General features: G+C 62.3%; 20 protein-coding genes. 11 read left to right on the top strand and 9 right to left on the bottom strand.

Going from position 1 to position 20162, the window contains the following annotated elements; genetic code table 11:
• Nucleotides 1-10 precede the first annotated feature (10 nt).
• The 8 genes from ABGT79_RS03390 to ABGT79_RS03355 form a co-directional block, all read right to left on the bottom strand.
• Nucleotides 11-2344, bottom strand: a complete 2334-nt coding sequence (locus ABGT79_RS03390) for an endonuclease MutS2 (RefSeq protein WP_346665010.1) — start codon at nucleotides 2342-2344, stop codon at nucleotides 11-13.
• Between the two features lie 4 nt (nucleotides 2345-2348).
• The gene (locus tag ABGT79_RS03385; RefSeq protein WP_294485471.1) at nucleotides 2349-2801 is read right to left on the bottom strand and encodes a GatB/YqeY domain-containing protein; all 453 of its coding nucleotides are present in this window, start codon (nucleotides 2799-2801) and stop codon (nucleotides 2349-2351) included.
• Between the two features lie 183 nt (nucleotides 2802-2984).
• Nucleotides 2985-3188, bottom strand: coding sequence for a 30S ribosomal protein S21 (rpsU, locus tag ABGT79_RS03380; protein ID WP_077074093.1), 204 nt, complete (start codon nucleotides 3186-3188; stop codon nucleotides 2985-2987).
• Nucleotides 3189-3644: 456 nt separating this feature from the next.
• Nucleotides 3645-3827, bottom strand: a complete 183-nt coding sequence (locus ABGT79_RS03375; RefSeq protein ID WP_294447463.1) for a hypothetical protein — start codon at nucleotides 3825-3827, stop codon at nucleotides 3645-3647.
• 60 nt (nucleotides 3828-3887) lie between these two features.
• Complete coding sequence (locus ABGT79_RS03370) at nucleotides 3888-4160, bottom strand: HU family DNA-binding protein (protein WP_294485469.1); 273 nt, start codon at nucleotides 4158-4160, stop codon at nucleotides 3888-3890.
• A 102-nt stretch (nucleotides 4161-4262) separates the two neighbouring features.
• Nucleotides 4263-5075 (bottom strand): 16S rRNA (adenine(1518)-N(6)/adenine(1519)-N(6))-dimethyltransferase RsmA, encoded by an 813-nt coding sequence (rsmA, locus tag ABGT79_RS03365; protein WP_346665009.1) that lies wholly within the window; start codon nucleotides 5073-5075, stop codon nucleotides 4263-4265.
• A 596-nt stretch (nucleotides 5076-5671) separates the two neighbouring features.
• Nucleotides 5672-7714 carry an elongation factor G gene (fusA, locus tag ABGT79_RS03360; protein ID WP_346665008.1) on the bottom strand — a complete coding sequence of 681 codons (2043 nt, stop codon included), beginning with the start codon at nucleotides 7712-7714 and terminating at the stop codon, nucleotides 5672-5674.
• Nucleotides 7711-8538 (bottom strand): histidinol dehydrogenase, encoded by an 828-nt coding sequence (locus ABGT79_RS03355; protein WP_346665007.1) that lies wholly within the window; start codon nucleotides 8536-8538, stop codon nucleotides 7711-7713. The genes fusA and ABGT79_RS03355 overlap by 4 nt, the downstream gene beginning before the upstream one ends.
• Before the next feature lie 283 nt (nucleotides 8539-8821).
• Between ABGT79_RS03355 and ABGT79_RS03350 the strand changes: the two genes are divergently transcribed.
• The 4 genes from ABGT79_RS03350 to rodA all read left to right on the top strand — a co-directional run bounded on the left by ABGT79_RS03350 (nucleotide 8822) and on the right by rodA (nucleotide 12811).
• Complete coding sequence (locus ABGT79_RS03350) at nucleotides 8822-10051, top strand: S41 family peptidase (RefSeq protein ID WP_346666646.1); 1230 nt, start codon at nucleotides 8822-8824, stop codon at nucleotides 10049-10051.
• A gap of 282 nt (nucleotides 10052-10333) precedes the next feature.
• Entirely contained in the window at nucleotides 10334-10753 is a 420-nt protein-coding gene (gene ndk / locus ABGT79_RS03345) for a nucleoside-diphosphate kinase (protein WP_294485461.1), read from the top strand.
• A gap of 3 nt (nucleotides 10754-10756) precedes the next feature.
• Entirely contained in the window at nucleotides 10757-11557 is an 801-nt protein-coding gene (proC, locus tag ABGT79_RS03340; RefSeq protein ID WP_346665006.1) for a pyrroline-5-carboxylate reductase, read from the top strand.
• Between the two features lie 141 nt (nucleotides 11558-11698).
• Complete coding sequence (rodA, locus tag ABGT79_RS03335) at nucleotides 11699-12811, top strand: rod shape-determining protein RodA (RefSeq protein ID WP_346665005.1); 1113 nt, start codon at nucleotides 11699-11701, stop codon at nucleotides 12809-12811.
• Between the two features lie 40 nt (nucleotides 12812-12851).
• Here the strand turns inward: rodA and ABGT79_RS03330 are convergent, their stop codons facing one another.
• Nucleotides 12852-13031: a hypothetical protein gene (locus ABGT79_RS03330; RefSeq protein WP_346665004.1), complete on the bottom strand. Its 180-nt coding sequence runs from the start codon at nucleotides 13029-13031 to the stop codon at nucleotides 12852-12854.
• A gap of 1169 nt (nucleotides 13032-14200) precedes the next feature.
• Here ABGT79_RS03330 and ABGT79_RS03325 point away from each other — a divergent pair.
• The 7 genes from ABGT79_RS03325 to ABGT79_RS03295 are packed head-to-tail and all read left to right on the top strand — an operon-like array spanning nucleotide 14201 to nucleotide 19986.
• Nucleotides 14201-14617: an ATP synthase F0 subunit B gene (locus ABGT79_RS03325; RefSeq protein WP_346665003.1), complete on the top strand. Its 417-nt coding sequence runs from the start codon at nucleotides 14201-14203 to the stop codon at nucleotides 14615-14617.
• 24 nt (nucleotides 14618-14641) lie between these two features.
• Nucleotides 14642-15202: an ATP synthase F0 subunit B gene (locus tag ABGT79_RS03320; RefSeq protein WP_294485454.1), complete on the top strand. Its 561-nt coding sequence runs from the start codon at nucleotides 14642-14644 to the stop codon at nucleotides 15200-15202.
• The gene (gene atpH / locus ABGT79_RS03315; RefSeq protein WP_294485452.1) at nucleotides 15199-15750 is read left to right on the top strand and encodes an ATP synthase F1 subunit delta; all 552 of its coding nucleotides are present in this window, start codon (nucleotides 15199-15201) and stop codon (nucleotides 15748-15750) included. The genes ABGT79_RS03320 and atpH overlap by 4 nt, the downstream gene beginning before the upstream one ends.
• Nucleotides 15751-15753: 3 nt before the next feature.
• The gene (gene atpA / locus ABGT79_RS03310) at nucleotides 15754-17268 is read left to right on the top strand and encodes a F0F1 ATP synthase subunit alpha (protein WP_294485450.1); all 1515 of its coding nucleotides are present in this window, start codon (nucleotides 15754-15756) and stop codon (nucleotides 17266-17268) included.
• A 3-nt stretch (nucleotides 17269-17271) separates the two neighbouring features.
• The gene (locus tag ABGT79_RS03305; RefSeq protein ID WP_346665002.1) at nucleotides 17272-18150 is read left to right on the top strand and encodes a F0F1 ATP synthase subunit gamma; all 879 of its coding nucleotides are present in this window, start codon (nucleotides 17272-17274) and stop codon (nucleotides 18148-18150) included.
• 12 nt (nucleotides 18151-18162) lie between these two features.
• Nucleotides 18163-19575 carry a F0F1 ATP synthase subunit beta gene (gene atpD / locus ABGT79_RS03300; protein ID WP_294485448.1) on the top strand — a complete coding sequence of 471 codons (1413 nt, stop codon included), beginning with the start codon at nucleotides 18163-18165 and terminating at the stop codon, nucleotides 19573-19575.
• A gap of 12 nt (nucleotides 19576-19587) precedes the next feature.
• Nucleotides 19588-19986 carry a F0F1 ATP synthase subunit epsilon gene (locus ABGT79_RS03295; protein WP_294486815.1) on the top strand — a complete coding sequence of 133 codons (399 nt, stop codon included), beginning with the start codon at nucleotides 19588-19590 and terminating at the stop codon, nucleotides 19984-19986.
• Nucleotides 19987-20162 lie beyond the last annotated feature (176 nt).

The following is a 20162-nucleotide window of genomic DNA, read 5'->3' as shown; positions in this document are numbered from 1 at the left end:
AGCCCGTGTCTTAGCGGAACAGAACCTGAGTCATGCCGTCGCCGCCCTGATCTTCGGGCGCGGTGTGGTAGGAAGCCACGCCGGGGAAGGTGCGCAGAAGTTCATGCACGGCCTTGCGCAGCGCGCCGGTTCCGCGTCCGTGAACGATTTCCACGCCTTCCACGCCGGAAAGCAGGGAGCGGTCGAGAAACTGTTCGAGTTCCGCTAAAGCTAAATCAGCACGTTTCCCCCTCAAGTCAAGACGCAGAAAGGAAACTGGTCTCGAAACTCTGGCGGTCACGGTTCCCCTGGGCGCGGAAGGCGCGCCGGAGGCGGGCTGAAGATCGGAAAGCGGGGCCCACATGGTCACGCCGTTCAGGTCTATCTTGCCCTTGCCGTTCTTCTCGTCGAGTTCGCGCAGCACGGCCTTGCGGTTCCACATGCGGTGCAGCACTTCGCCGCCCACGGTGAAGGCGGAAGGATCGGCCGCAGGCTTTTCCTCCTCCATGTCGCGCGCGGAACGGGCGAGATCGGCCCGGAGCTTCGACATCTCCTTCTGGGCCTGCTTGGCCGTGGCCTTGCCGCTCTTGTAGTCGCGCATGAGCTCCTGCGACATCTTGCGCACTTCCTCGTCGAGTCTCTGACGTTCCTTTTCCAGCTTCTGCTGGAGAGACTCGCGCTTGTCGCGCATGCGGCGCTCCTCGTCCCTGAGGCGGGCGAGTTCCTCTTCCCGCTGCCGGGCGAGCTCGTTGAGCCTGTCCATGACGGCGCTTGCGTCGTCGCCGTCCATGAGCAGATAGTGCTCCGCGCGCTTGAGCACGGATTCGGGCAGACCGTGTTCGCGGGCCACGTCGAGGGCCTGGCTGGCGCCCACCTGATCGTAGGCCAGGTGGAAGAGCGGCTTCTTGGTGGACGGATCGAACAGCACGGAGGCCGCGCGCACGCCGTCGTGGGTGAGCGCGTAGCTCTTGAGCGCGGGAAAGTGCGTGGCCGTCACGGTGTAGGCGCCCTTTTCGAGCATGCCGTCGAGCACGGCCTGCGCAAGGGCCGCGCCCTGCGAGGGGTCGGTGCCGGAACCGAATTCGTCGAGCAGCACCAGGGAATGGCCGTCGAGGCTTTCCCAGATGGAGGCGAGATGATGAATCTGACCGGTGAAGGTGGACACGTGATCGTCGAGACTCTGCTCGTCGCCGATGAAGGCATGGACGCGGTTCCAGTAGGGGAGGGTGGCTCCGCCGTCCACGGGAACCGGCAGACCTGCGAGGGTCATGAGCGTGATGAGTCCGAGGGTCTTGAGCGCCACGGTCTTGCCGCCGGCGTTGCCGCCGCTGATGACGAGCACGCGGTCGCCTTCGCGAAGCATGAGGTCGGCGGGCTCGATGCGGCGCGGACCGGCATAATTCTTGTCTGCGGCGTGACGGACGGCCTCAAGCACGAGCAGCGGATGCCTTGCGCCCGGGAGACTGAGCAGGGCGTTTTCCTCCAGCGGCACGCAGCGGCCGCTGAGGGCCGCGCCGAGGGCGCACTTGGCCTGACCGAGATCGATTTCCACGAGCAGCTTCCACGCGGCTTCGACCTGCGGCATTTCCTGAACAAGCAGGTCGGCGATCATGCGCATGACCTTGCGCTCTTCCTCGCGTTCCTGCTGTTTGAGTTCCTGAAGGCGGTTGTTCTGCTCCACCAGGAACATGGGCTCGAAATAGAGCGTTTCGCCTGTGTTGGAATAGTCGTGAATGATGCCCTGAATGCGTCCCTTGAAGTTGGCCTTGAGCGGCAGCACGTAGCGGTCGGACGAGAGGGTCATGTAGTCGTCCTGAAGGTAGCGGCCGATGTTGTACTTTTCGGCGAACTCCTTGACGCGGCGCAGGCAGTTCTGATGGATGCCGCGCAGCTCTCCGCGCACGAGCAGAAGTCCGGGAGAGCTTTCATCTTTAAGGTAGCCGTCGTCGCTCACGCAGCGCATCAGCGCGGAAAGGGAAAGTTCTGGCATGGGGAGCTCGCAGGCGAGGGCGTCGAGCAGGGGGCGTCTGGACGCTCCCGCGTGAATGCTTTCGGCGGCGCGGCGCGCGAGCCCGAGGGTTTCCTTGAGGGCCCACAGGCCGTCCATGTCGAGCATGGGATCGGCATGCGTGCGCACGTGCGCGAGAAGGCCGGAAATGTCGGGAAACGACACCGGAGAAAAATCCCCTTCGGCCAGCCAGGAGCGCGTCTCGTCGTAGCGAAGCTGGGCGTCGCGCACGGCCTGCGCGTCGTTCATGGGGCGCAGGAGAAGAGCGGCTTCCTTTCCCGCCTCGGAGAGGCAGAAGTCGGAAAGTCGTTCAAGCACGCGGGGAAATTCGAGAGCGTGAAGAGTCCTGTCGTCCATACGATCAGCGGGCCTGCTGGAGACGGGCCTTCACGGCGGCGCTCACGGCCTTGCCGTCCACACGGCCCTTGTATTCGGCCATGATGGCGCTGATGGCGCGGCCCATGTTCTTCATGCCGCCTTCAAGCAGCGGAGCCACGGTTTTTTCCACCACTTCGGCGAGCTCCTCGTCGGAGAGCTGCGCGGGCAGGTAGGACTGAAGCACGGCGGCTTCGGCGGCTTCCTTGTCGGCCAGATCGGCGCGACCGGCGGCGTTGTACTGCTCGATGGAATCCTGACGCTGCTTGACCTCGCGCAGAAGCACGTCCATGTAGTCGTCGTCCTCAAGGGGACGCATGAGCTCGACCTGACGGTTCTTGGCCGCGGTTTTCAGCAGGCGCAGCGTGCCGAGCTTAACCTGATCCTTGGCCTTGTAGGCCTGGATATAGTCCTTGTCTATCTGTTCAGCGATACTCATAGCAGTCATCTTCATCCGTCGCGAAGGGAACTTCGCGGAAAGAAGGACGACGGCGAAGCCTTGCGGCCGCACCGTCATGAAATGGCAAAAGAGCCGGAAATCAGCCTGCTGAAAGGTCCAATTTCCGGCTCCGTACCGGCTTGCATACGGTTCAGAACCCATGCGAACCGTTGTCGTCGAAGATTAACCCATGTTCACCTTGCGCATCTTCTTCATGAGGCGCTTGCGGGCAGCGGCCTTCTTCTTCTTGCGCATGACGCTGGGCTTTTCGTAATGCTGACGCTTCTTCATTTCAGAAAGAACGCCGGCCTTTTCCACCTGCTTCTTGAAGCGACGCAGGGCAATGTCGAAATTGTAATCGTCTTCGTTGAGAAAAACTCCGGGCACAGAAATCACCCCCTTTTCAGCGAATCTCTTGTTCCGTCCGATCCGCCAGCTCAGGGAGTGAACCGAAAGGAAAAACGGAAATGTGTCCCTTGCGGGAAACAGGTCTGCGGGGCATGCCGCAGACAGGTCTCCTCAGCGCAGGGAGAGATGTAAACTAAAACAGTTTGCGACAAAAAGCAAGCCCCCGGGGTGCCTCACTCCGGGGAAACCTGCAAAAAAAGTAAAAAATTAACGCTGCACCTGCCTCGGAACCTCCCCGCGGAGAGCTTTTTTGACGCGTACTCTTTCCGGAAGAGGAGGGCAAGGCGCCGCGGCTCTTTCCAGAGATGCCGGTTTTTTCTGCCGCAGGGCGGGATGTTCCGCAAAGGGCAGACCGAAGAGAGCGCCGCAGATTGCGGAATATCATCCCTGAGGGGAAGGCTGCCGCACGGGCGCGCTCTTCGATGAAGAGCCGGTTTAGTGCCCCTTGTGCTCGCCGTTTCTGGCATCTCTGATTGCGCGGGCGAAGGCCAGCGTGATGCCGATGGCGAGAATGAGGATTACCGAGTAGAGCACGCCGAAAAAGATGGCGTAGTCGGGCTGCCACAGAGGCAGATCCCAGGGGAAGGGGCCATGTCCATTTTCACCATGAATAAGCATGAAGACTCCTTGAGCGGCTGGCGGCCGGATATCCCGAGGGCCGGGATACGGACCGTCCTACTACTGTATCTGCTTTTTCAGATTAATGCCAGCCCTGAATTTCACGACCTTGCCGGCGGGAATGGTGATGGTTTCGCCGGTGCGGGGATTGTGGCCCTTGCGTTCCTTGCGTTCTTCCACAACAAGCGAGCCGAAGCCCGGAAGGGAGAGCTTGCCGTCGGAAGCGAGCGCTTCCTGAATGGCTTCGAGCAGGGCGTTCAGGGACTGTTCCGCGCTGCTCTTGCTGATGGAGGCCTGTTCGGCGATCTTGGCGATGAGTTCGGCCTTGGTCATGATTGCTCCTTTCTGCCGTGCGGCAGAGGTGAGAGGAAAATGAGGGATGCGGTTTTCTTTTTGGTACACGTTTCCTGCCCATCGTCAAGAGAGACGGGGCGCTCAGGCGTGATTTTTTCCTGAAAAAAGCGCGTCCGCCAACGCCTGGAACTGCGGGACGGAGAGCGTTTCCGGCCGCTGGGCGGGATCGATGCCGAGACCTGCGAGCGCTTCGAGCACGAAGGACTGCGGCAGGGCGCGGCGCAGTATGCCCTGAAGCTGTTTTCTCCGCTGCTGGAAGCACAGCTTGATGAGACGGGAAAGCGCTTCGGGATGGCGGGGCCTGCGTTCTTCCGGCAGGGGCTCGAAGACGACCACGGCGGAATCGACCTTGGGCGGCGGGGAAAAGGCCGCAGGGCCGATGACGAAGCCTTTGCGCGCGGCGACAAAGCTCTGAATCCACACGCTGAGCGCGCCGTAGTCCCTGGAACCGGGCTTGGCGGTGAGCCGGTCGCCGACTTCCTTCTGCACCATGAACACGGCGCGGGCGAGGCGGGGCGCGCGGCTGACGATGTCCCACATGAGCGGCGAAGCCACGTTGTAGGGGAGATTTCCCGCGATTTTCCACGGGCCTTCCAGCGATTCCCACGGATAGGTCAGGGCGTCGCCCGCCACGACCTCAAGACCGGGCAGAGGCCTTGCCGCGTGTTCGGCGGCGTAGTGATCGTCCTTTTCCAGCAGCAGAAGCCTGCTCCACGGCAGGGGACGCAGCAGCGCGGTGAGCGCGCCGGGGCCGGGACCGATTTCCATGATCTGATCGCCCTCTTCCGGGCGCAGCAGATCCACGATGCGCTGAACCACGCGTTCGTCGCGCAGAAAGTGCTGCCCGAGGCTTTTTTTGGCTCTGGCTGCGGTGAAGAGATTGATGTCGCTCATGTTGTCCTGCGTGAAAGGTTGACAAAAGGCGTCCGAACCGGACGCGGGGCCGAGAGTATGCTGCAAAAGAGCGGACGGTCAAGCCCCGGAACGCAGCCGGGGAAGGACGCCTTGCCGGAAGCGGACGATTCGGACGCCTGTCTGCCCCTTTGCCGTAGAAGAGCGGGCGGCGTCGCAGCCTTGGTGCGGACACCCCATGAGCGTTCCCGTTCCGGGGCCGTTTCCCGGGCGAAGCGCCGCTGAGGTTTTTCAAAGACTTTCCGGGCGGGGCCGCTCTTTGCGGAACGGGCCCGTGAACAGAACGCGGACGCTGCGACCTCGCGTGCGGGCGGAATGCCGATGTTCCGTCTCAACGCTTCGGAGGAACGTCGTTCCGGCCGGGGTGCGCTGTCGTTTGCTGCGCGTCTTTGAGGATTGTTTTCATTCCGCGGCTGTTTTCCGGACGAAGCATCATGGCTGCTTCTCAAAAGGGCTCGCCGACGCTTGCGGCGGACCTTCGGAAGAAGCGTTTTTGCGGAGCGGCCGACGCCCCGGGCTCCGCGCCGCCTCGGGCCGCCGGAAGAAGCGCGGTTTTCGCGGCGGCCCGGGACTTGCTCCTACATGGAGTCGTAATGCTTGAAGCGCAGCGTGAATCCGGCGCGGCCCTGGGTTGCGGAGCGCAGCGCGGTGGAGAAGCCGAAGAGCTTGCGCATGGGAGCCATGCCCGAGAGATAGCGCATGCCGCCCCGCTCGCCGAGTTCCTCGACCTTGCCGCCGCAGTTCTGGAACAGGCTGATGGACGCGCCGAGCGCCTCTTCCGGCGCCACGATTTCCACGCTCATGATGGGTTCGAGCACCGTGGGACGGGCTTTTTCCATGGCGTCGCGCACGGCCATGGCGGCGGCCATGCGGCAGCCCGCCGCGGTGGCTCCTTCCTTGCGGATGAAGGTCACGACGATGTTGACGTCCTGCACCGGATAGCCGGTCTGGGGGCCGGAGAGCAGGCTGTCGGAAATGCCCTGAAGCACTTCATCGACGAGAATCTTGGGAATGGCGTCCTTCGGGTCGGCGGGATGCGCGACGTTCTCGGCAAGTGAGAGAGAATTGCCCTTGTCGCGTCCGGCCGGGGACATGGTGAGCACGACTTCGCCTATGTGATGCACCGTGCCGAGTTCGCGATCGAACAGGCCGCGGCCCTCGCCTTCGGCGCGCACGGTTTCGCGCGCCACCACCTGCGGCTGTCCGGCGCGCGGGCTGATGCCGTATTCGCGGCGCATGCGCTCCATCACCACGTCGAGATGCAGTTCGCCCATGCCCGAAATGATGCGGTCGCCCGAGCCTTCGTCCTGCGTCACGCCGAGCGTGGGATCTTCCGCGCAGTAGCGGGCGAGCGCTTCGTCCAGCGTTTTGCCTTCGTCGGCGTTGCGCGGTTCGAGCGCCATGGAAATGACGGGCTTCACCTCTTCCAGATTCTCCAGCAGAATGTCGAGACCCGGAGCGGCCATGGTGTCGCCCGTGCGGGCGGAGCGCAGGCCGAGCACGGCAATGATGTCGCCCGACGAGGCCTCGGCAAGCTGTTCCTGCTGATCGGCGTCCATGCGGAACATGCGCGACACGCGCTCTTCCTTGTTCAGGGCCGTGTTGCGCACCACGTCGCCGTCCTTCAGGCGGCCCGAATACACGCGCACGAGCGCAGTCTTGCGGCCGCCTTCCATGAGCACCTTGAACACCAGTCCGCAGAAGGGCGCGTCGGGGCTCACGTCGAGCACCTTTTCCTCCTTGCCGTCAACGGTGGTGCCGTGCGGGGCGGGCACGTCCAGCGGCGAGGGCAGGTAGCGGCCCACGGCGTCGAGCAGAGGCTGCACGCCCGCGTTCTTCAGCGCCGAGCCCGCCAGCACGGGCGTCACCTTGCGCGCAAGCGTCGACCGCTTGAGCGCCGCATGAATGTCGTCTTCGGAAAAGCGCTCCTCAAGGTAGAGCTCCATGAACGCGTCGTCGTTCTCGCCCAGCGTTTCCAGCAGCTTGTCCCGCCACAGAAGCGCCTCTTCCTTTTCGCTTTCCTCAAGCGGCAGCACTTCCATGTTCTGCCCCTGCGAGTCTTCGTCGAACACGAGCTTCTTCATGGCGATCACGTCGGCCACGGCGTAGAAGTCCGGGCCTTCGCCGAGCGGCACGGTCACGGGCGCGGGATTCGCCCCGAGCCTCGCGTGCAGCGCGTCGAGCACGGCGGCAAAGTTTGCGCCCACGCGGTCCATCTTGTTCACGAAGGCGATCTTGGGCACGCCGAACGACTCCGACTGCCGCCACACCGTTTCCGACTGCGGCTCCACGCCGCCCACCGCGCAGAATACGCCCACCGCGCCGTCGAGCACGCGCAGCGAACGTTCCACTTCAATGGTGAAGTCCACGTGTCCTGGAGTGTCGATGAGGTTCAGGGTCCAGTCCTTCCAGTGACAGGTGGAGGCGGCCGCCGCAATGGTGATGCCGCGTTCCTGCTCTTCGGGCATGAAGTCCATGGTGGCCGTGCCGTCATGCACTTCGCCCATGCGGTGAATCTTGCGCGTGTAAAACAGAATGCGTTCGCTGAGCGTGGTCTTGCCTGCGTCGATGTGGGCGATGATGCCGATGTTGCGCAGGTTTTTCATGGTGTCCTGCCTCATGACTGGTTCTCCTGGACAAGAAAGGCGGAAAGGGTGCGGGTTCGGAAAAATTCGGGAGAGGGCCCGGGCCAGCAGGCTTCCATGCCCGGCCCCGCGACGAGGGGCGCGGCGCAGCCTGAAGGAACGTCGCCCTGCGTGAACACGGCGCGAAGTTCCGGCGCTGGAGCGTCGATGAGTTCGGCGTCGGGATGCAGCCAGAGAAGCCGTTTTCTGATCTCTTCCGGCAGCGGGCCTTCCTCGGCGCCGAGGGCGAGAATGCGCGGCGCGGGAGCGTCGCGGAACACGCGCAGTCCGTCGGCCGCGGCGCGGTGCAGCAGATCCTTCTGTCCCGAGGTGAGCGGGCCGCTTCCCGGAAACATCGCCACGCGGCCGTCGGGCGAAGCTGCGCGCAGATCTTCGTAGAGATCGGCGGCGCAGTCGTCGTCGAGCACGAAGGAGTCCTCGATGCCGGAAAGTTCCAGCGCCGTGGCCACGGCCGGAGCAAAGGGCGCGGGCGAAACGACGATGATGCGGTCAACGCCCGCGATGATTGCCGGAACGAGCGCGGCAAGAAGACGCGCCGGCGAGGCGAAGCCTTCCGCCGCCACGGCCAGAACCCACGAGGCCGGACGCGAGCGCTCGGTACGGGCAAAGCCCGCGCGCGGACTTTCCACGGTCACGGAACGTTCGCCCTGATCCGGCTTCCAGCGGTGGAAGGCAAAGGCGATGGCCGTCTTGAGCAGGGCCCGAAGATGGGCGGGCGTGCCTTCGTAGGCGTCGGCGTACAGGTCGTCGTCCGGCCGGAAGCTCTCCAGCCAGGCGGGAAGGTCGGTAATGGGGCTCATGTGCAATCTCCCTTTCCTTTAAGGGGTACGTTTCTCTCTCCCGCTCGTCAAATGAAATGTTGGGGCGGAGCGCGGGCGCGCGCCTTTGCGGAAAAATAAAGGAAAACTGGAGCAGCTTTGTCCGCCGCCCGGTCTGACGGAAAGGAAATACGTTGCGTTTTGGTGGGATCGGCTCTATCGTGTTCCGCATGTTCCATCCCAATCGGAGGCTCCCATGCAAAAGATTCGCGTGCTGACCACGGCGGCGCTCGCCCTTGTCACATTTTTGTCCGGCGGCGGCGTGATGAAGGCCGTCAGCGCGGAAAACGACTACGATTCCCTGCGCCGCTTCAGCCAGATTCTGGACATGGTGGAGCAGTACTATGTTAATGATGTTTCTCAGAAGGAACTGCTCGACGGCGCGCTCAAGGGCATGCTGCAGAACCTGGATCCTCATTCCACGCTCATGTCGGAAAAGGAATTTCAGGAAATGCAGGAGAACACCAGCGGCGAATTCTTCGGCGTGGGCGTGGAAATCACCATGGAGAACGGTCAGGTCATGGTGGTGAGCCCCATCGAGGACACGCCCGGCTACAAGGCCGGTCTGCGCGCGGGCGATGCCATCATTGCCGTGGACGGTCAGTACACCATGGAAATGTCGCTCACCGAAGTAGTTTCCAAAATGCGCGGCAAGCGCGGCACTACGGTGGAACTGCAGGTGCTGCACAAGAACAGCTCCCGCCCCGTGACCATGAAGATCAAGCGCGACGCCATTCCGCTCATCAGCGTGAAGTCGCGCGAGCTTGAGCCCGGCTACTGGTGGATTCGTCTCACGCGCTTCAGCGGACACACCGCGCAGGAACTTGCCGAAGCCGTGTCCAAGGCCAGAGCCAGGGGCGCGCTCAAGGGCGTGGTGCTCGATCTGCGCAACAACCCCGGCGGACTTCTCGATCAGAGCGTCGAGGTGGCCGATCAGTTTCTCAAGGACGGCGTCATCGTGTCCATGCGCGGCCGCGATCCGTCTTCCGAGCGCACCTTCAAGGCGCACGCCCAGCCCGACGACGTGGATTGTCCGCTCGTGGTGCTGGTGAATTCCGGTTCCGCCTCGGCTTCCGAAATCGTGGCCGGCGCGCTGCGCGATCAGAAGCGGGCCCTTATTCTCGGCGAGCGCACGTTCGGCAAGGGCTCGGTGCAGAATCTCATTCCGCTGGCCGACGGCGCGGGTCTCAAGCTCACCGTGGCCCGCTATTACACGCCTTCGGGCAAGTCCATTCAGGCCGAGGGCATTACGCCCGACTTCGAGGTGGCCTGGGAGGCTCCCCGCGAGGACGCCGCAGAACCCGCGCTGCTCCTGCGCGAAAAGGATCTGCGCGGCCATCTGGAACAGAAGGACGAAAAGGCGGGACCCCGCAAGGATGAGGAAAAGACGGGCGACGCCGAAGACATGAGCGCCATGCTCGCAAGAGACAATCAGCTTCGTCTGGCTCTTCAGTTCGTGAAGACGCTGCCGGTGCTGAAGACTCTCAAAAATTAGCGTTTCGCCTCCGTCTTTCCGCGCGGGAAGGCGGAGGCTTTTTCTGCCCCGGGCCGCTTCGGCCGGAACAGGGGAAGGGCTTTTGACCGCGTTCCCGGGGAAGCAATGCGCGCCTGCCGCCATGTCGGGCGCGCATGACATGTTTCGTTCGACGGGTCTGCGCTCCGGCCCGCGGACGTATCGGCGCGACCGCCCGGCGCGGCGCTCCGAAAGGGCCGCGTGCCCGTTTTTTCCCCGGGGGCGGTCGTGCATCCGCCCCGCAACGTCAGGACGGAGGAATTCATGCTTCAGCAAACCCTTTCCATCATCAAGCCCGACGCCGTGTCCCGCAATCTGCAGGGCGAGATTCTGGCCATGATCCAGAAGAGCGGCCTGCGCATCGTGGCCATGAAGATGATCCGGCTCACCCGCGCTCAGGCGGAAGCCTTTTACGAAGTACACAAGGAACGTCCCTTCTACGCGGATCTCGTGGAATACATGATTTCCGGCCCCGTGGTCTGCTCGGTGCTGGAAGGGGAAGACGCCATCGCCTCCTATCGCGCGCTCATGGGAGCCACCAATCCCGCCGCCGCGGCGGAAGGCACCATCCGCAAGCTCTACGCCCAGAGCGTTCAGGCCAACGCCGTTCACGGCTCCGACGCTCCCGAAACCGCCGCTCGGGAAATCGCCTTCTTCTTCAGCCGGACGGAAATCGTGGGCTGAGCCATGAAGAGAATCGGTTGCATAGGCTGCGGCAACATGGGCGGAGGCGTGCTCAAGGGACTTGTCCCGCACGACTTTGAACTGCTCGGCCACGATCACACCCGCGCCAAGGTGGAAGGCATAGGCCCCGAAGGCCGCGTGACCTTCGTGGAAACGCCGCTGGAACTTGCGCAGCGTTCCGACATCGTCATTCTTGCGGTGAAGCCCTATCAGATGGAAGCCATGCTGGAAGAAATCCGCCCCGCGCTGGACGAATCCAAGGTGGTGGTGTCGCTTGCGGCCGCCTTCTCGCAGGAAAAGCTGCGCCTGGGCGTGGAAAACCGCTGCCCCGTAGTGCGCTGCATGCCCAATCTGCCCGTGGTCGTGGGGAAGGGCGTGTTCGCCCTCTGTTTCGACGATCCCAAGCTGGACAAGGCCGCGGCCGACGAGCTGCTGACCATGTTCCGGCTCATGGGCATTGCCGTGGTGCTGCCCGAAGCGCAGTTTCCGGCGTTCTCCTCGCTGGTGGGCTGCGGTCCGGCCTTCGTGCTGCTGTTCATGGAAGGACTGCTCAATGCGGGCATCACCATGGGCCTCAAGGCCGGCGTCTCCCGCGAGCTCATCGCCGCCATGGTGGAAGGCACGGCCCGCCTTGCCCTGGAGAGCGGCGAAAGCTTTGCCGATCTGCGCGTGAAGGTGTGCTCGCCCTCCGGCACCACGATCCGCGGCGTGAACCACATGGAACGCTGCGCCGTGCCCGGTCACGTGACCGACGCCGTGCTCGAAGCCCTGAAACGCGATCAGGAAATGGCCGCGGGCAAATAACGTTCTTGCGATTTCTCCGGTCTGCCGGGCGCGGACCGGAGAAACGCGGCCGACGCGAAAACGCGTCAGTGCCGCCTCATGCGCCCTCATCTTTTTTCTCAGCGCCGGGAATGTTCCCGGCGTTTTTCGCCGAGGTTCTCCATGCAGATGCCCGACAGAAGAATGTTCTTCCAGATAAACTGGGGGCTTGTCTTCATCACCATCCTGCTGTTCGCCGTGGGCATGGTGAACCTGTATTCCGCGAGCGGCTCCCGCATCGAAGGCGGTTTCGTGCTTTCGCCCTTTTATCAGCGTCAGCTCGTGTGGGGGCTGATCGGACTTTGCGTCATGGTGACGTGCATGCTCATCGACTACCGGCGCATCGAACGACTGGCGGTGCCGTGCTACGTCATTGTACTCATTCTGCTCATGCTGGTGCCCATCGTGGGCAAAACCGTGTACGGCGCCAAGCGCTGGATAGATCTCGGCGTCATGAACCTGCAGCCGAGCGAGCTGGCCAAGTTCGCCGTGCTCATGATGGGCGCCAAGGCCCTCTGCCGCGACGGGGAGTCGCTGGGCTGGAAAAGACTCGGGCAGGTGCTCGCCATCGGCGTGGTTCCCTTTCTGTTCATCGCCAAGCAGCCCGACCTCGGCTCCGGGCTCACCGTGCTGGTGCTGCTCGGCGGCATGGTGCTCTTTCACGGCGTGAAGTGGAAGGTGCTGCGCGTGTGTCTCGTGGTCATTCCGCTGCTCATGCCGCTCGGCTGGTTCGTGCTGCACGACTATCAGCAGGAGCGCATTCTGACGTTCCTCGACCCCACGCGCGATCCCCGCGGTGCGGGATATCACATCATTCAGTCGCAGATAGCCATCGGTTCGGGCGAGATGTTCGGCAAGGGGTTTCTGGCGGGCACGCAGAGTCAGCTGCGCTTCCTGCCGGAAAAGCACACCGACTTCGCCATTGCCGTGTTCGGCGAGGAATGGGGGTTCGCGGGCTGCATGACGCTGGTCACGCTGTTCTGCCTGTTCCTCATGGCCATGTACAGCACGGTGCGCGACGCCAAGGACCGCTTCGGCAGCACGCTGGCCGCGGGCATATTCTTCTACTTCTTCTGGCAGATCATCGTGAACATCGGCATGGTGGTGGGGCTCATGCCCGTGGTGGGCATGCCGCTGCCGTTCATCAGCTACGGCGGCACGGCGCTGGTGGTGAACTGCGCCCTTGTGGGCATCGTGCTCAGCATTTCCATGCGCCGTTTCGTGTTCAAGAGCTAGTTGCAGGAGCGGGGCTTTCAGGCGGCGATGAGTCGCGCGTTCAGAACGGCTGCACCTTGCCTGTTCGAAGGTGTGCCCGGAAAAGCTCGGTATTCTGCTGCTCCTGCCTTGCGTAGAGGTTTCTGCAAAAATCAAAGAACAGAAGTGGTTCGGGATGCGCGCCTGTTCGGGGCTGTACACCGCCGAAAAGCGCAATCAAGGCTTCCGGGGCTTCCTTCATCGACTCGTTCCGTCAAGCAGGGCAGGGAACATGCGCAAGCGTGGGCCGGGGGAAGAGGGAAGGGCCGCTCCGCCGCACGGGGAAAAACGAAAAGCTCACGGCCTCTTCAAAACTCTGTTCCATCTCCCCTCACGTGTGAGAAAAAAACAATCTTGACACTGCGCCGCCGGTTGCCCGACGAAGAGGGCCGCCGTGCAGGGCTTTTTCATCAGGAGATCGCTTCCTGCATCGTTGTTCTTCAGGGAATTCCCGACGATTCCGTCGTGAGGTCCATCGGTGCATCATTGCTCTTTGGGGAAATGGCAGCGGCGGATCAGGGGCTGGGCGGTTGTCCGTCTTCATCTCTGATACGGGTATTTTTTTGCGCTCCGCGCTTGGCCGGGAGCTCGGTGCTGTTTCTGTTTTGGGGGAGGGGGCGGAAAGCAGCGGTGCAGACGTGCGTCGGGATGCGTGCATGGCAGGGCCTGCTGCCGGCGGAGGCGCAACCGCGGCTTCCGAATTTTTCCGCATAACTTCGTGCAATCGAGTGGGGCAGGTCAGTGGCTCCACGCAAAAGCCACAGGTCTGCGGCCCCGCCGCGGGCTTTGCCGCCGCTTCGCTTCGTGCCCACAGCACCGTGCATCGGCCTTTTCGGCAAGGATCTTTGCCGGAATGAGGCGTGACCCCGGAGAGAATTGTGTCAGTTTTGTGACAATTGCCCGGCTGCGCGAGTTTTTTCCCGACTGAGGAAAAAATACAGGCGTTTTCGACGACTTTTCCTGCAATAACAAGGTATATCAACGAAAAACAGAGGGTATTTCAGTATCGTGAAAAAAAGATCGATCAGAATTTTATTTATTTTTTCCCGGGGCGAAATACGGGAGGATTCTGAAATGCAAACGGCTTTTGTTCGTGTTTCGGAAGACGCGCGTCTCCTTCAAAGACAAAAGAAAGAGGCTTTCCGGTATGATATGACCTGTTCGCATATTTTGTAACTTTTTGTGCAAAAGACGTGGCGGAACCTGTTTATTTCTTGAAAAAAAAGTGTATCGGCTTTGACAAAGTGCGGAAAACGGGGTAGCTAAAAAAAATGATTCTACTCCCAATAATTCAGGAGCGCAGAACTTTGGGGGCTTAGAATGCAATGGTAGAGTGGCCCCTTTTTACAGCTTCGGTTGGAGGTTCTCGGAATGATCAACATCGACATAACCCTCCTGATTCAGTTGGTGAACTTTTTGATCGCCCTGGCGATCATCAATTACCTTATCGTGCGCCCGGTGCGCGGTGTCATTGCCCGCCGCAACTCGCAGAACGATGAACTGAGAGGAGCCGCCGCCTCCCTGGAAGGCGAGGCCGGGCTCAAGATGGAAGGTTACAACGCCCGCATCGAAAAGGCCCGCGCGGAAGTGGCGGCTGTGCGCAAGAGCATGAAGGCTGCCGCGGAACAAACCGCTCAGGCCCGTTTGAACGAGGCGGGCGACGAGGCCCGCGCCATCCACAGAGCCGCCGCCGAGCGCGTCCGCACGGAGAGCGCGGAAGCCAGGCGCGAGCTCGACGGCAGGGTGGGCGATTTTGTTCAGGTGGCTCTCAAGGCCATGCTCGGATAGCATCATCGCAGCAAGGAGAACGGCGTGCAAAGAATCTATGGTATAGTGACGGCCTGCGCTCTGGTCCTGATTTCCTGCCAGGTTGCGTCCGCGAGCGACGGGCATTCCCTGCCGTGGGGAGACTTTCTGCTGCGCGTGATCAATGCCGCCATCTTTGTCGGCATCATCTGGTACGCGGCAGGCAAGCTCATCAAAAAGTTTTTCACGGGTCGCCGTGAGGAAATCGTTCAGGAAATGGACGATCTGGCCAAACGCAAGCAGGAGGCCGAGGCCCGGCTTGCCGAGGTCGAGCGTCAGATAGCCGACGTGGAAGCGGAATGCGCAAAGCTTCTGGAAGAAGGCCGCGCGCAGGCGGAACGCATCAAGGCCGCCATCGTGTCCGAGGCCGAGGCCCAGGCCGCCCACATTGTGGAGCAGGCGAAGAAGGGCGCGGAGCAGGAAGGCAAGGCCGAGCTTGAAGCCATTCGCGAACGTATGGCCGACACCATCGTTGCGGAGGTGGAAAAGAGCCTTCGCGACAGGCTGGATGCCACGACGCATCAGAAACTGATCGACAAATCGTTGACCAAGGTGGTGCTGCAGTGATTGGCAATGTCGTGTCCCGGCGTTATGCCTCGGCGCTCTTTTCCATCGGAAAAGAGGCGGGCATGGCGGAATTGGAACGCTATGGAGCGTCTCTGAGTGCTCTGGGCGAGGCTGTGGAAAAGACTCCTCAACTGGCCGAGGCTTTTCGCAATCCCGTCCTCTCCACGGAGGAGAAGAAGAAAGTGGTGCTGTCCCTGCTGGATGTGGCGGGCGGCGGCGCCGTGGAACAACGTTTTTGCGCGCTGCTGGCCGACAAGGACCGGCTGCCGCTCATTCCCGCCATCGCGGCGGATTTTTCGGCCATGCTCGACGAGGCCCGCGGCATCTCCCGCGGGGTCGTGACCACGGCCGTGGAGCTGGACGACGCGCGCAAGGACAGCATCAAGAACAAGTTGGAATCGCAGACAGAGCGCAAGCTTGAGCTTGAATACGTCATCGATCCCTCCATCATCGGAGGCATCGTCTTCCGCGTGGGAGACAAGGTGTACGACGCAAGCCTGCGCGCGCAGCTCGACAACCTCAGGGAATCCATCAAGAGGGGTGAGTAGGCCATGCACATCAAGGCTGAAGAGATCGGAAAGATCATCGAGGAGCAGATCCGCAACTACGACCAGCATGTGGAAATGAGCGAGACCGGCACCGTCATGTACGTGGGCGACGGCATCGCCCGCGTGTACGGCGTGCGGAATGCCATGTCGATGGAGCTGCTGGAGTTTCCCGGCGGACTCATGGGCATGGTGCTCAACCTCGAAGAAGACAACGTCGGCGTCGCCCTGCTCGGCGACGACACCGGCATCAAGGAAGGCGATCCGGTCAAGCGTACCGGCCGCATCTTCTCTGTGCCGGTGGGACCCGCCGTCGCCGGACGCGTGCTGAACCCGCTGGGTCAGCCCATCGACGGTCTGGGACCCGTGGAAAGCACGGAAATCCGTCCCGTGGAACTTAAAGCTCCCGGCATCATGCAGCGCAAGAGCGTTCATGAACCCATGGTGACGGGCATCAAGGCCATCGACGCCATCACGCCCATCGGCCGCGGTCAGCGCGAACTCATCATCGGCGACCGTCAGGTGGGCAAGACCGCCATCTGCGTGGACGCCATCCTTGCCCAGAAGGGCACCGGCGTTCACTGCTTCTACGTGGCCATCGGTCAGAAGAAGTCCACCGTGGCTCTGGTGGCGGAAACCCTCCGCCAGCACGGCGCCATGGAATACACCACCATCGTGTCCGCCTCGGCTTCGGAATCCGCGCCTCTGCAGTACATCGCGCCGTATTCCGGCTGCACCATGGCCGAATTCTACCGCGACAACGGCGAACACGCGCTCATTATTTACGACGACCTTTCCAAGCAGGCCGTGGCCTATCGCCAGATGTCCCTGCTGCTCCGTCGTCCTCCGGGACGTGAAGCCTTCCCCGGCGACGTGTTCTACCTGCACTCCCGCCTGCTCGAACGCGCGGCCAAGCTCAGCGACGAGCTGGGCGCCGGTTCTCTGACGGCTCTGCCCGTCATCGAAACGCAGGCCGGCGACGTTTCCGCCTACATCCCCACCAACGTGATCTCCATCACCGACGGTCAGGTGTTCCTGGAAACGAACCTGTTCAACGCCGGCATCCGTCCCGCCATCAACGTGGGCATCTCCGTGTCCCGCGTGGGCGGCGCCGCCCAGATCAAGGCCATGAAGCAGGTGGCAGGCTCGCTGCGTCTGGACCTCGCCCACTACCGCGAAATGGCCGCCTTCGCCCAGTTCGGTTCCGATCTGGACAAGGACACCAAGGCCATTCTCGATCGCGGCGCCCGCATGACGGAGCTGCTCAAGCAGCCTCAGTATCATCCCATGCCCACGGAAGAGCAGGTGGCCTCCATCTTTGCTGCTTCCCGCGGCTTCCTGGACGACATCGAGGTGAAAGACGTGCTGCCGTTTGAAGGCGGCATGCTGGAAATGCTTCGCACCGAAAAGCCCGATATCCTCGCCGATATCCGCGATCGCAAGAAGCTGGACGACGATCTGGAAGCCCGTCTTTCCGCGGCCATCAAAGAGTTCAAGGTATCCTTCAAGGCGCGGGGGTAACTCATGCCTTCGTTGAAAGATGTAAAACTCCAGATAGCTGGCGTCGGCAAGACCAAGCAGATCACGAGGGCCATGGGCATGGTCGCCTCGGCGAAGCTGCGCGGCGCTCAGAACCGCATCGAACGGTTCCGCCCCTACGCGGAAAAGTTCGGCGAGATGCTGGGCGATCTTGCCGCCAGAACGGAAGAAGCGGCTCATCCGCTGCTTCAGGTCCACAAGGAGGTGAAGTCGGCGGTGGTCGTGCTTCTTTCCTCCGATCGCGGCCTGTGCGGGGGCTTCAACGTCAATCTGATATCTACCGCTCTCGATCTGGCCCGCGCCAAGACCGAGGAGGGGCTGAGCGTCCGGTTCATCTGCGTGGGCCGGAAGGGCCGCGACGCGGTGCGCAAGACCTCCTACGAGATCATCGAATCGTACGGAGACGTCATGGGTTCCTTCGATTTCCGCCTGGCGGCCCGTCTGGGCGGAAAGGTGTCGCAGCTTTATGAAAGCGGCGAGGCCGATGAAGTGTACCTCGTGTACAGCGAGTTTGCGGGCATGACGCGCCAGATTCCCACGAAGATGGAGCTTCTGCCCGTGACCGCAGCCGCCAGGGAAGAGGACGGCAACAAGCCGGCGGCCGAATGCCTGTACGAACCCGAAGTCGGGGTTCTGCTGGCGGAACTGCTGCCCCGCTATGTGAACGTTCAGATCTACCGCGGACTTCTCGACAACTCCGCCAGCGAGAACGCAGCGCGCATGGCCGCCATGGACAACGCCACGCGCAACTGCGACGAACTGACCAATTCTCTGACGCTTCTTTACAACAAGACCCGTCAGGCTGCCATCACCAACGAACTTATCGACATCGTTGGCGGCGCAAATGCGCAGCAAAGCCAGTAGGAGCATTAGGGCATGACAGCAAACAAAGGCCATATTGTGCAGGTCATCGGCGCTGTTGTGGACGTAGCTTTCCCCGAGGGACAGCTGCCGAACATCCTCAACGCGCTTGAGATCAATAATATCAACAACCCCAACGCCACGGACCTCGTCTGCGAAGTCGCCCAGCACCTGGGCAACAACGTGGTGCGCACCATCGCCATGGACAGCACCGACGGTCTGGTTCGCGGCATGGAAGTGGTCGATACCGGCAAGCCCATCATGACCCCTGTGGGCAAGGCTGCCATCGGCCGCATCCTGAACGTGGTCGGTCGTCCCGTGGACGGTCTCGGCCCGATCGAAACGGACAAGTACTTCCCCATCCATCGTCCCGCCCCGGCGTTCACCGAACTGAACACCAAGGTGGAACTGCTGGAAACCGGCATCAAGGTCGTGGACCTGCTCATTCCGTTCCCCAAGGGCGGCAAGATCGGTCTGTTCGGCGGCGCCGGCGTGGGCAAGACCGTTATCCTCATGGAAATGATCAACAACATCGCCAAGCAGCACGGCGGCAACTCCGTGTTTGCGGGTGTTGGCGAACGTACCCGTGAGGGCAACGACCTCTACGGCGAACTCAAGGAAGCCGGAGTTCTGGAACGCGCCGTGCTTGTTTACGGCCAGATGAACGAACCCCCGGGAGCCCGTGCCCGCGTGGCCCTCACCGCCCTTGCCTGCGCCGAGTACTTCCGCGACGAAGAACATCAGGACGTGCTGCTCTTCATCGACAACATCTTCCGCTTCACGCAGGCCGGCTCCGAAGTGTCCGCACTGCTCGGCCGCATGCCTTCGGCCGTGGGCTATCAGCCCACCCTCGGCACCGACCTCGGCGGTCTCCAGGAACGCATCACCTCCACCTCCGCAGGCTCCATCACCTCCGTGCAGGCCGTGTACGTTCCCGCCGACGACCTTACCGACCCGGCTCCCGCCACTACCTTCGCTCACCTCGACGGCACGCTGGTGCTCAACCGTTCCATCGCCGAACTGGGCATTTACCCGGCCGTGGACCCGCTTGACTCCACCTCGCGCATCCTTGATCCGAACGTGGTCGGCGAAGAACACTATTCCGTGGCCCGCCGCGTTCAGCAGGTGCTGCAGAAGTACAAGGACCTTCAGGACATCATCGCCATCCTCGGCATGGACGAACTTTCCGACGAGGACAAGATGACCGTGGCCCGCGCCCGCCGCATTCAGCGCTTCCTGTCGCAGCCTTTCCATGTGGCAGAAGTGTTCTCCGGCATTCCCGGCGTGTATGTGAAACTGGAAGACACCATCAAGGGCTTCAAGGGTCTGCTTGAAGGCGAATACGACTATCTCTCCGAGACCGACGTGTTCAACGTGGGCAGCATCGACATGGCCATTGAAAAGTACAACAAGCGTCAGCAGGCATAAGAGGAGACCGCCATGGAAGGTCTTCGTCTCGATATCGTCACGCCCGACAAGGTTGTGCTTCAGGCGGACGTGGAATATGTGGGCGCGAGCGGCGTGGACGGTCAGTTCGGCCTCCTGCCTTCCCATGCGGCCATGCTTTCCGCGCTGAAGATCGGCGACCTGTACTATCGTCAGGGCGGCACGACGAAATGGGTCTTCGTATCCGGAGGATTCGCCCAGATCGCCGACAACAAGGTGACCATTCTGGCGGAAGCCGCCGAACTGGCCTCCGACATCGACGTGGACAGGGCGGAACAGGCCAAGGCCCGCGCCGAACAGCGTCTGTCCGATCCCAAGCCCGATACGGACGTGCACCGGGCCGAGCTTGCGCTCACCCGCGCCATCGCCCGCATTCGCGTCGCAAGGCGCTGACGCCGGGCATCGCGCCGAGCGTTTCTTTCGGGAAACGCGAGAGGCTCCGCAGGCTGTTCCGGAAGGCGGCAACGCCGAGGAAGGCCGGGGCGTCCGGTCGCCATGCTGATACAGAATAACAAAAGGGGATGTCCCGAAAGGGGCATCCCCTTTTCGCGTCCTTGGGAGGGGCGCGG

Origin of the sequence: uncultured Mailhella sp., from assembly GCF_963931295.1 — a bacterium.
Classification (GTDB): Bacteria; Desulfobacterota; Desulfovibrionia; order Desulfovibrionales; family Desulfovibrionaceae; genus Mailhella.
Note: the sequence above shows the minus strand (reverse complement) of the source record. Positions and strands in the feature narration are given on the sequence as shown.

Coding starts and splice junctions, on each gene's coding strand:
- ABGT79_RS03390 (WP_346665010.1), bottom strand. CDS start 2,344: ATGGACGACAGGACTCTTCACGCTCTCGAATTTCCCCGCGTGCTTGAA.
- ABGT79_RS03385 (WP_294485471.1), bottom strand. CDS start 2,801: ATGAGTATCGCTGAACAGATAGACAAGGACTATATCCAGGCCTACAAG.
- ABGT79_RS03375 (WP_294447463.1), bottom strand. CDS start 3,827: ATGCTTATTCATGGTGAAAATGGACATGGCCCCTTCCCCTGGGATCTG.
- ABGT79_RS03370 (WP_294485469.1), bottom strand. CDS start 4,160: ATGACCAAGGCCGAACTCATCGCCAAGATCGCCGAACAGGCCTCCATC.
- rsmA (WP_346665009.1), bottom strand. CDS start 5,075: ATGAGCGACATCAATCTCTTCACCGCAGCCAGAGCCAAAAAAAGCCTC.
- fusA (WP_346665008.1), bottom strand. CDS start 7,714: ATGAGGCAGGACACCATGAAAAACCTGCGCAACATCGGCATCATCGCC.
- ABGT79_RS03355 (WP_346665007.1), bottom strand. CDS start 8,538: ATGAGCCCCATTACCGACCTTCCCGCCTGGCTGGAGAGCTTCCGGCCG.
- ABGT79_RS03350 (WP_346666646.1), top strand. CDS start 8,822: ATGAAGGCCGTCAGCGCGGAAAACGACTACGATTCCCTGCGCCGCTTC.
- ndk (WP_294485461.1), top strand. CDS start 10,334: ATGCTTCAGCAAACCCTTTCCATCATCAAGCCCGACGCCGTGTCCCGC.
- proC (WP_346665006.1), top strand. CDS start 10,757: ATGAAGAGAATCGGTTGCATAGGCTGCGGCAACATGGGCGGAGGCGTG.
- rodA (WP_346665005.1), top strand. CDS start 11,699: ATGCAGATGCCCGACAGAAGAATGTTCTTCCAGATAAACTGGGGGCTT.
- ABGT79_RS03330 (WP_346665004.1), bottom strand. CDS start 13,031: ATGAAGGAAGCCCCGGAAGCCTTGATTGCGCTTTTCGGCGGTGTACAG.
- ABGT79_RS03325 (WP_346665003.1), top strand. CDS start 14,201: ATGATCAACATCGACATAACCCTCCTGATTCAGTTGGTGAACTTTTTG.
- atpA (WP_294485450.1), top strand. CDS start 15,754: ATGCACATCAAGGCTGAAGAGATCGGAAAGATCATCGAGGAGCAGATC.
- ABGT79_RS03305 (WP_346665002.1), top strand. CDS start 17,272: ATGCCTTCGTTGAAAGATGTAAAACTCCAGATAGCTGGCGTCGGCAAG.
- atpD (WP_294485448.1), top strand. CDS start 18,163: ATGACAGCAAACAAAGGCCATATTGTGCAGGTCATCGGCGCTGTTGTG.
- ABGT79_RS03295 (WP_294486815.1), top strand. CDS start 19,588: ATGGAAGGTCTTCGTCTCGATATCGTCACGCCCGACAAGGTTGTGCTT.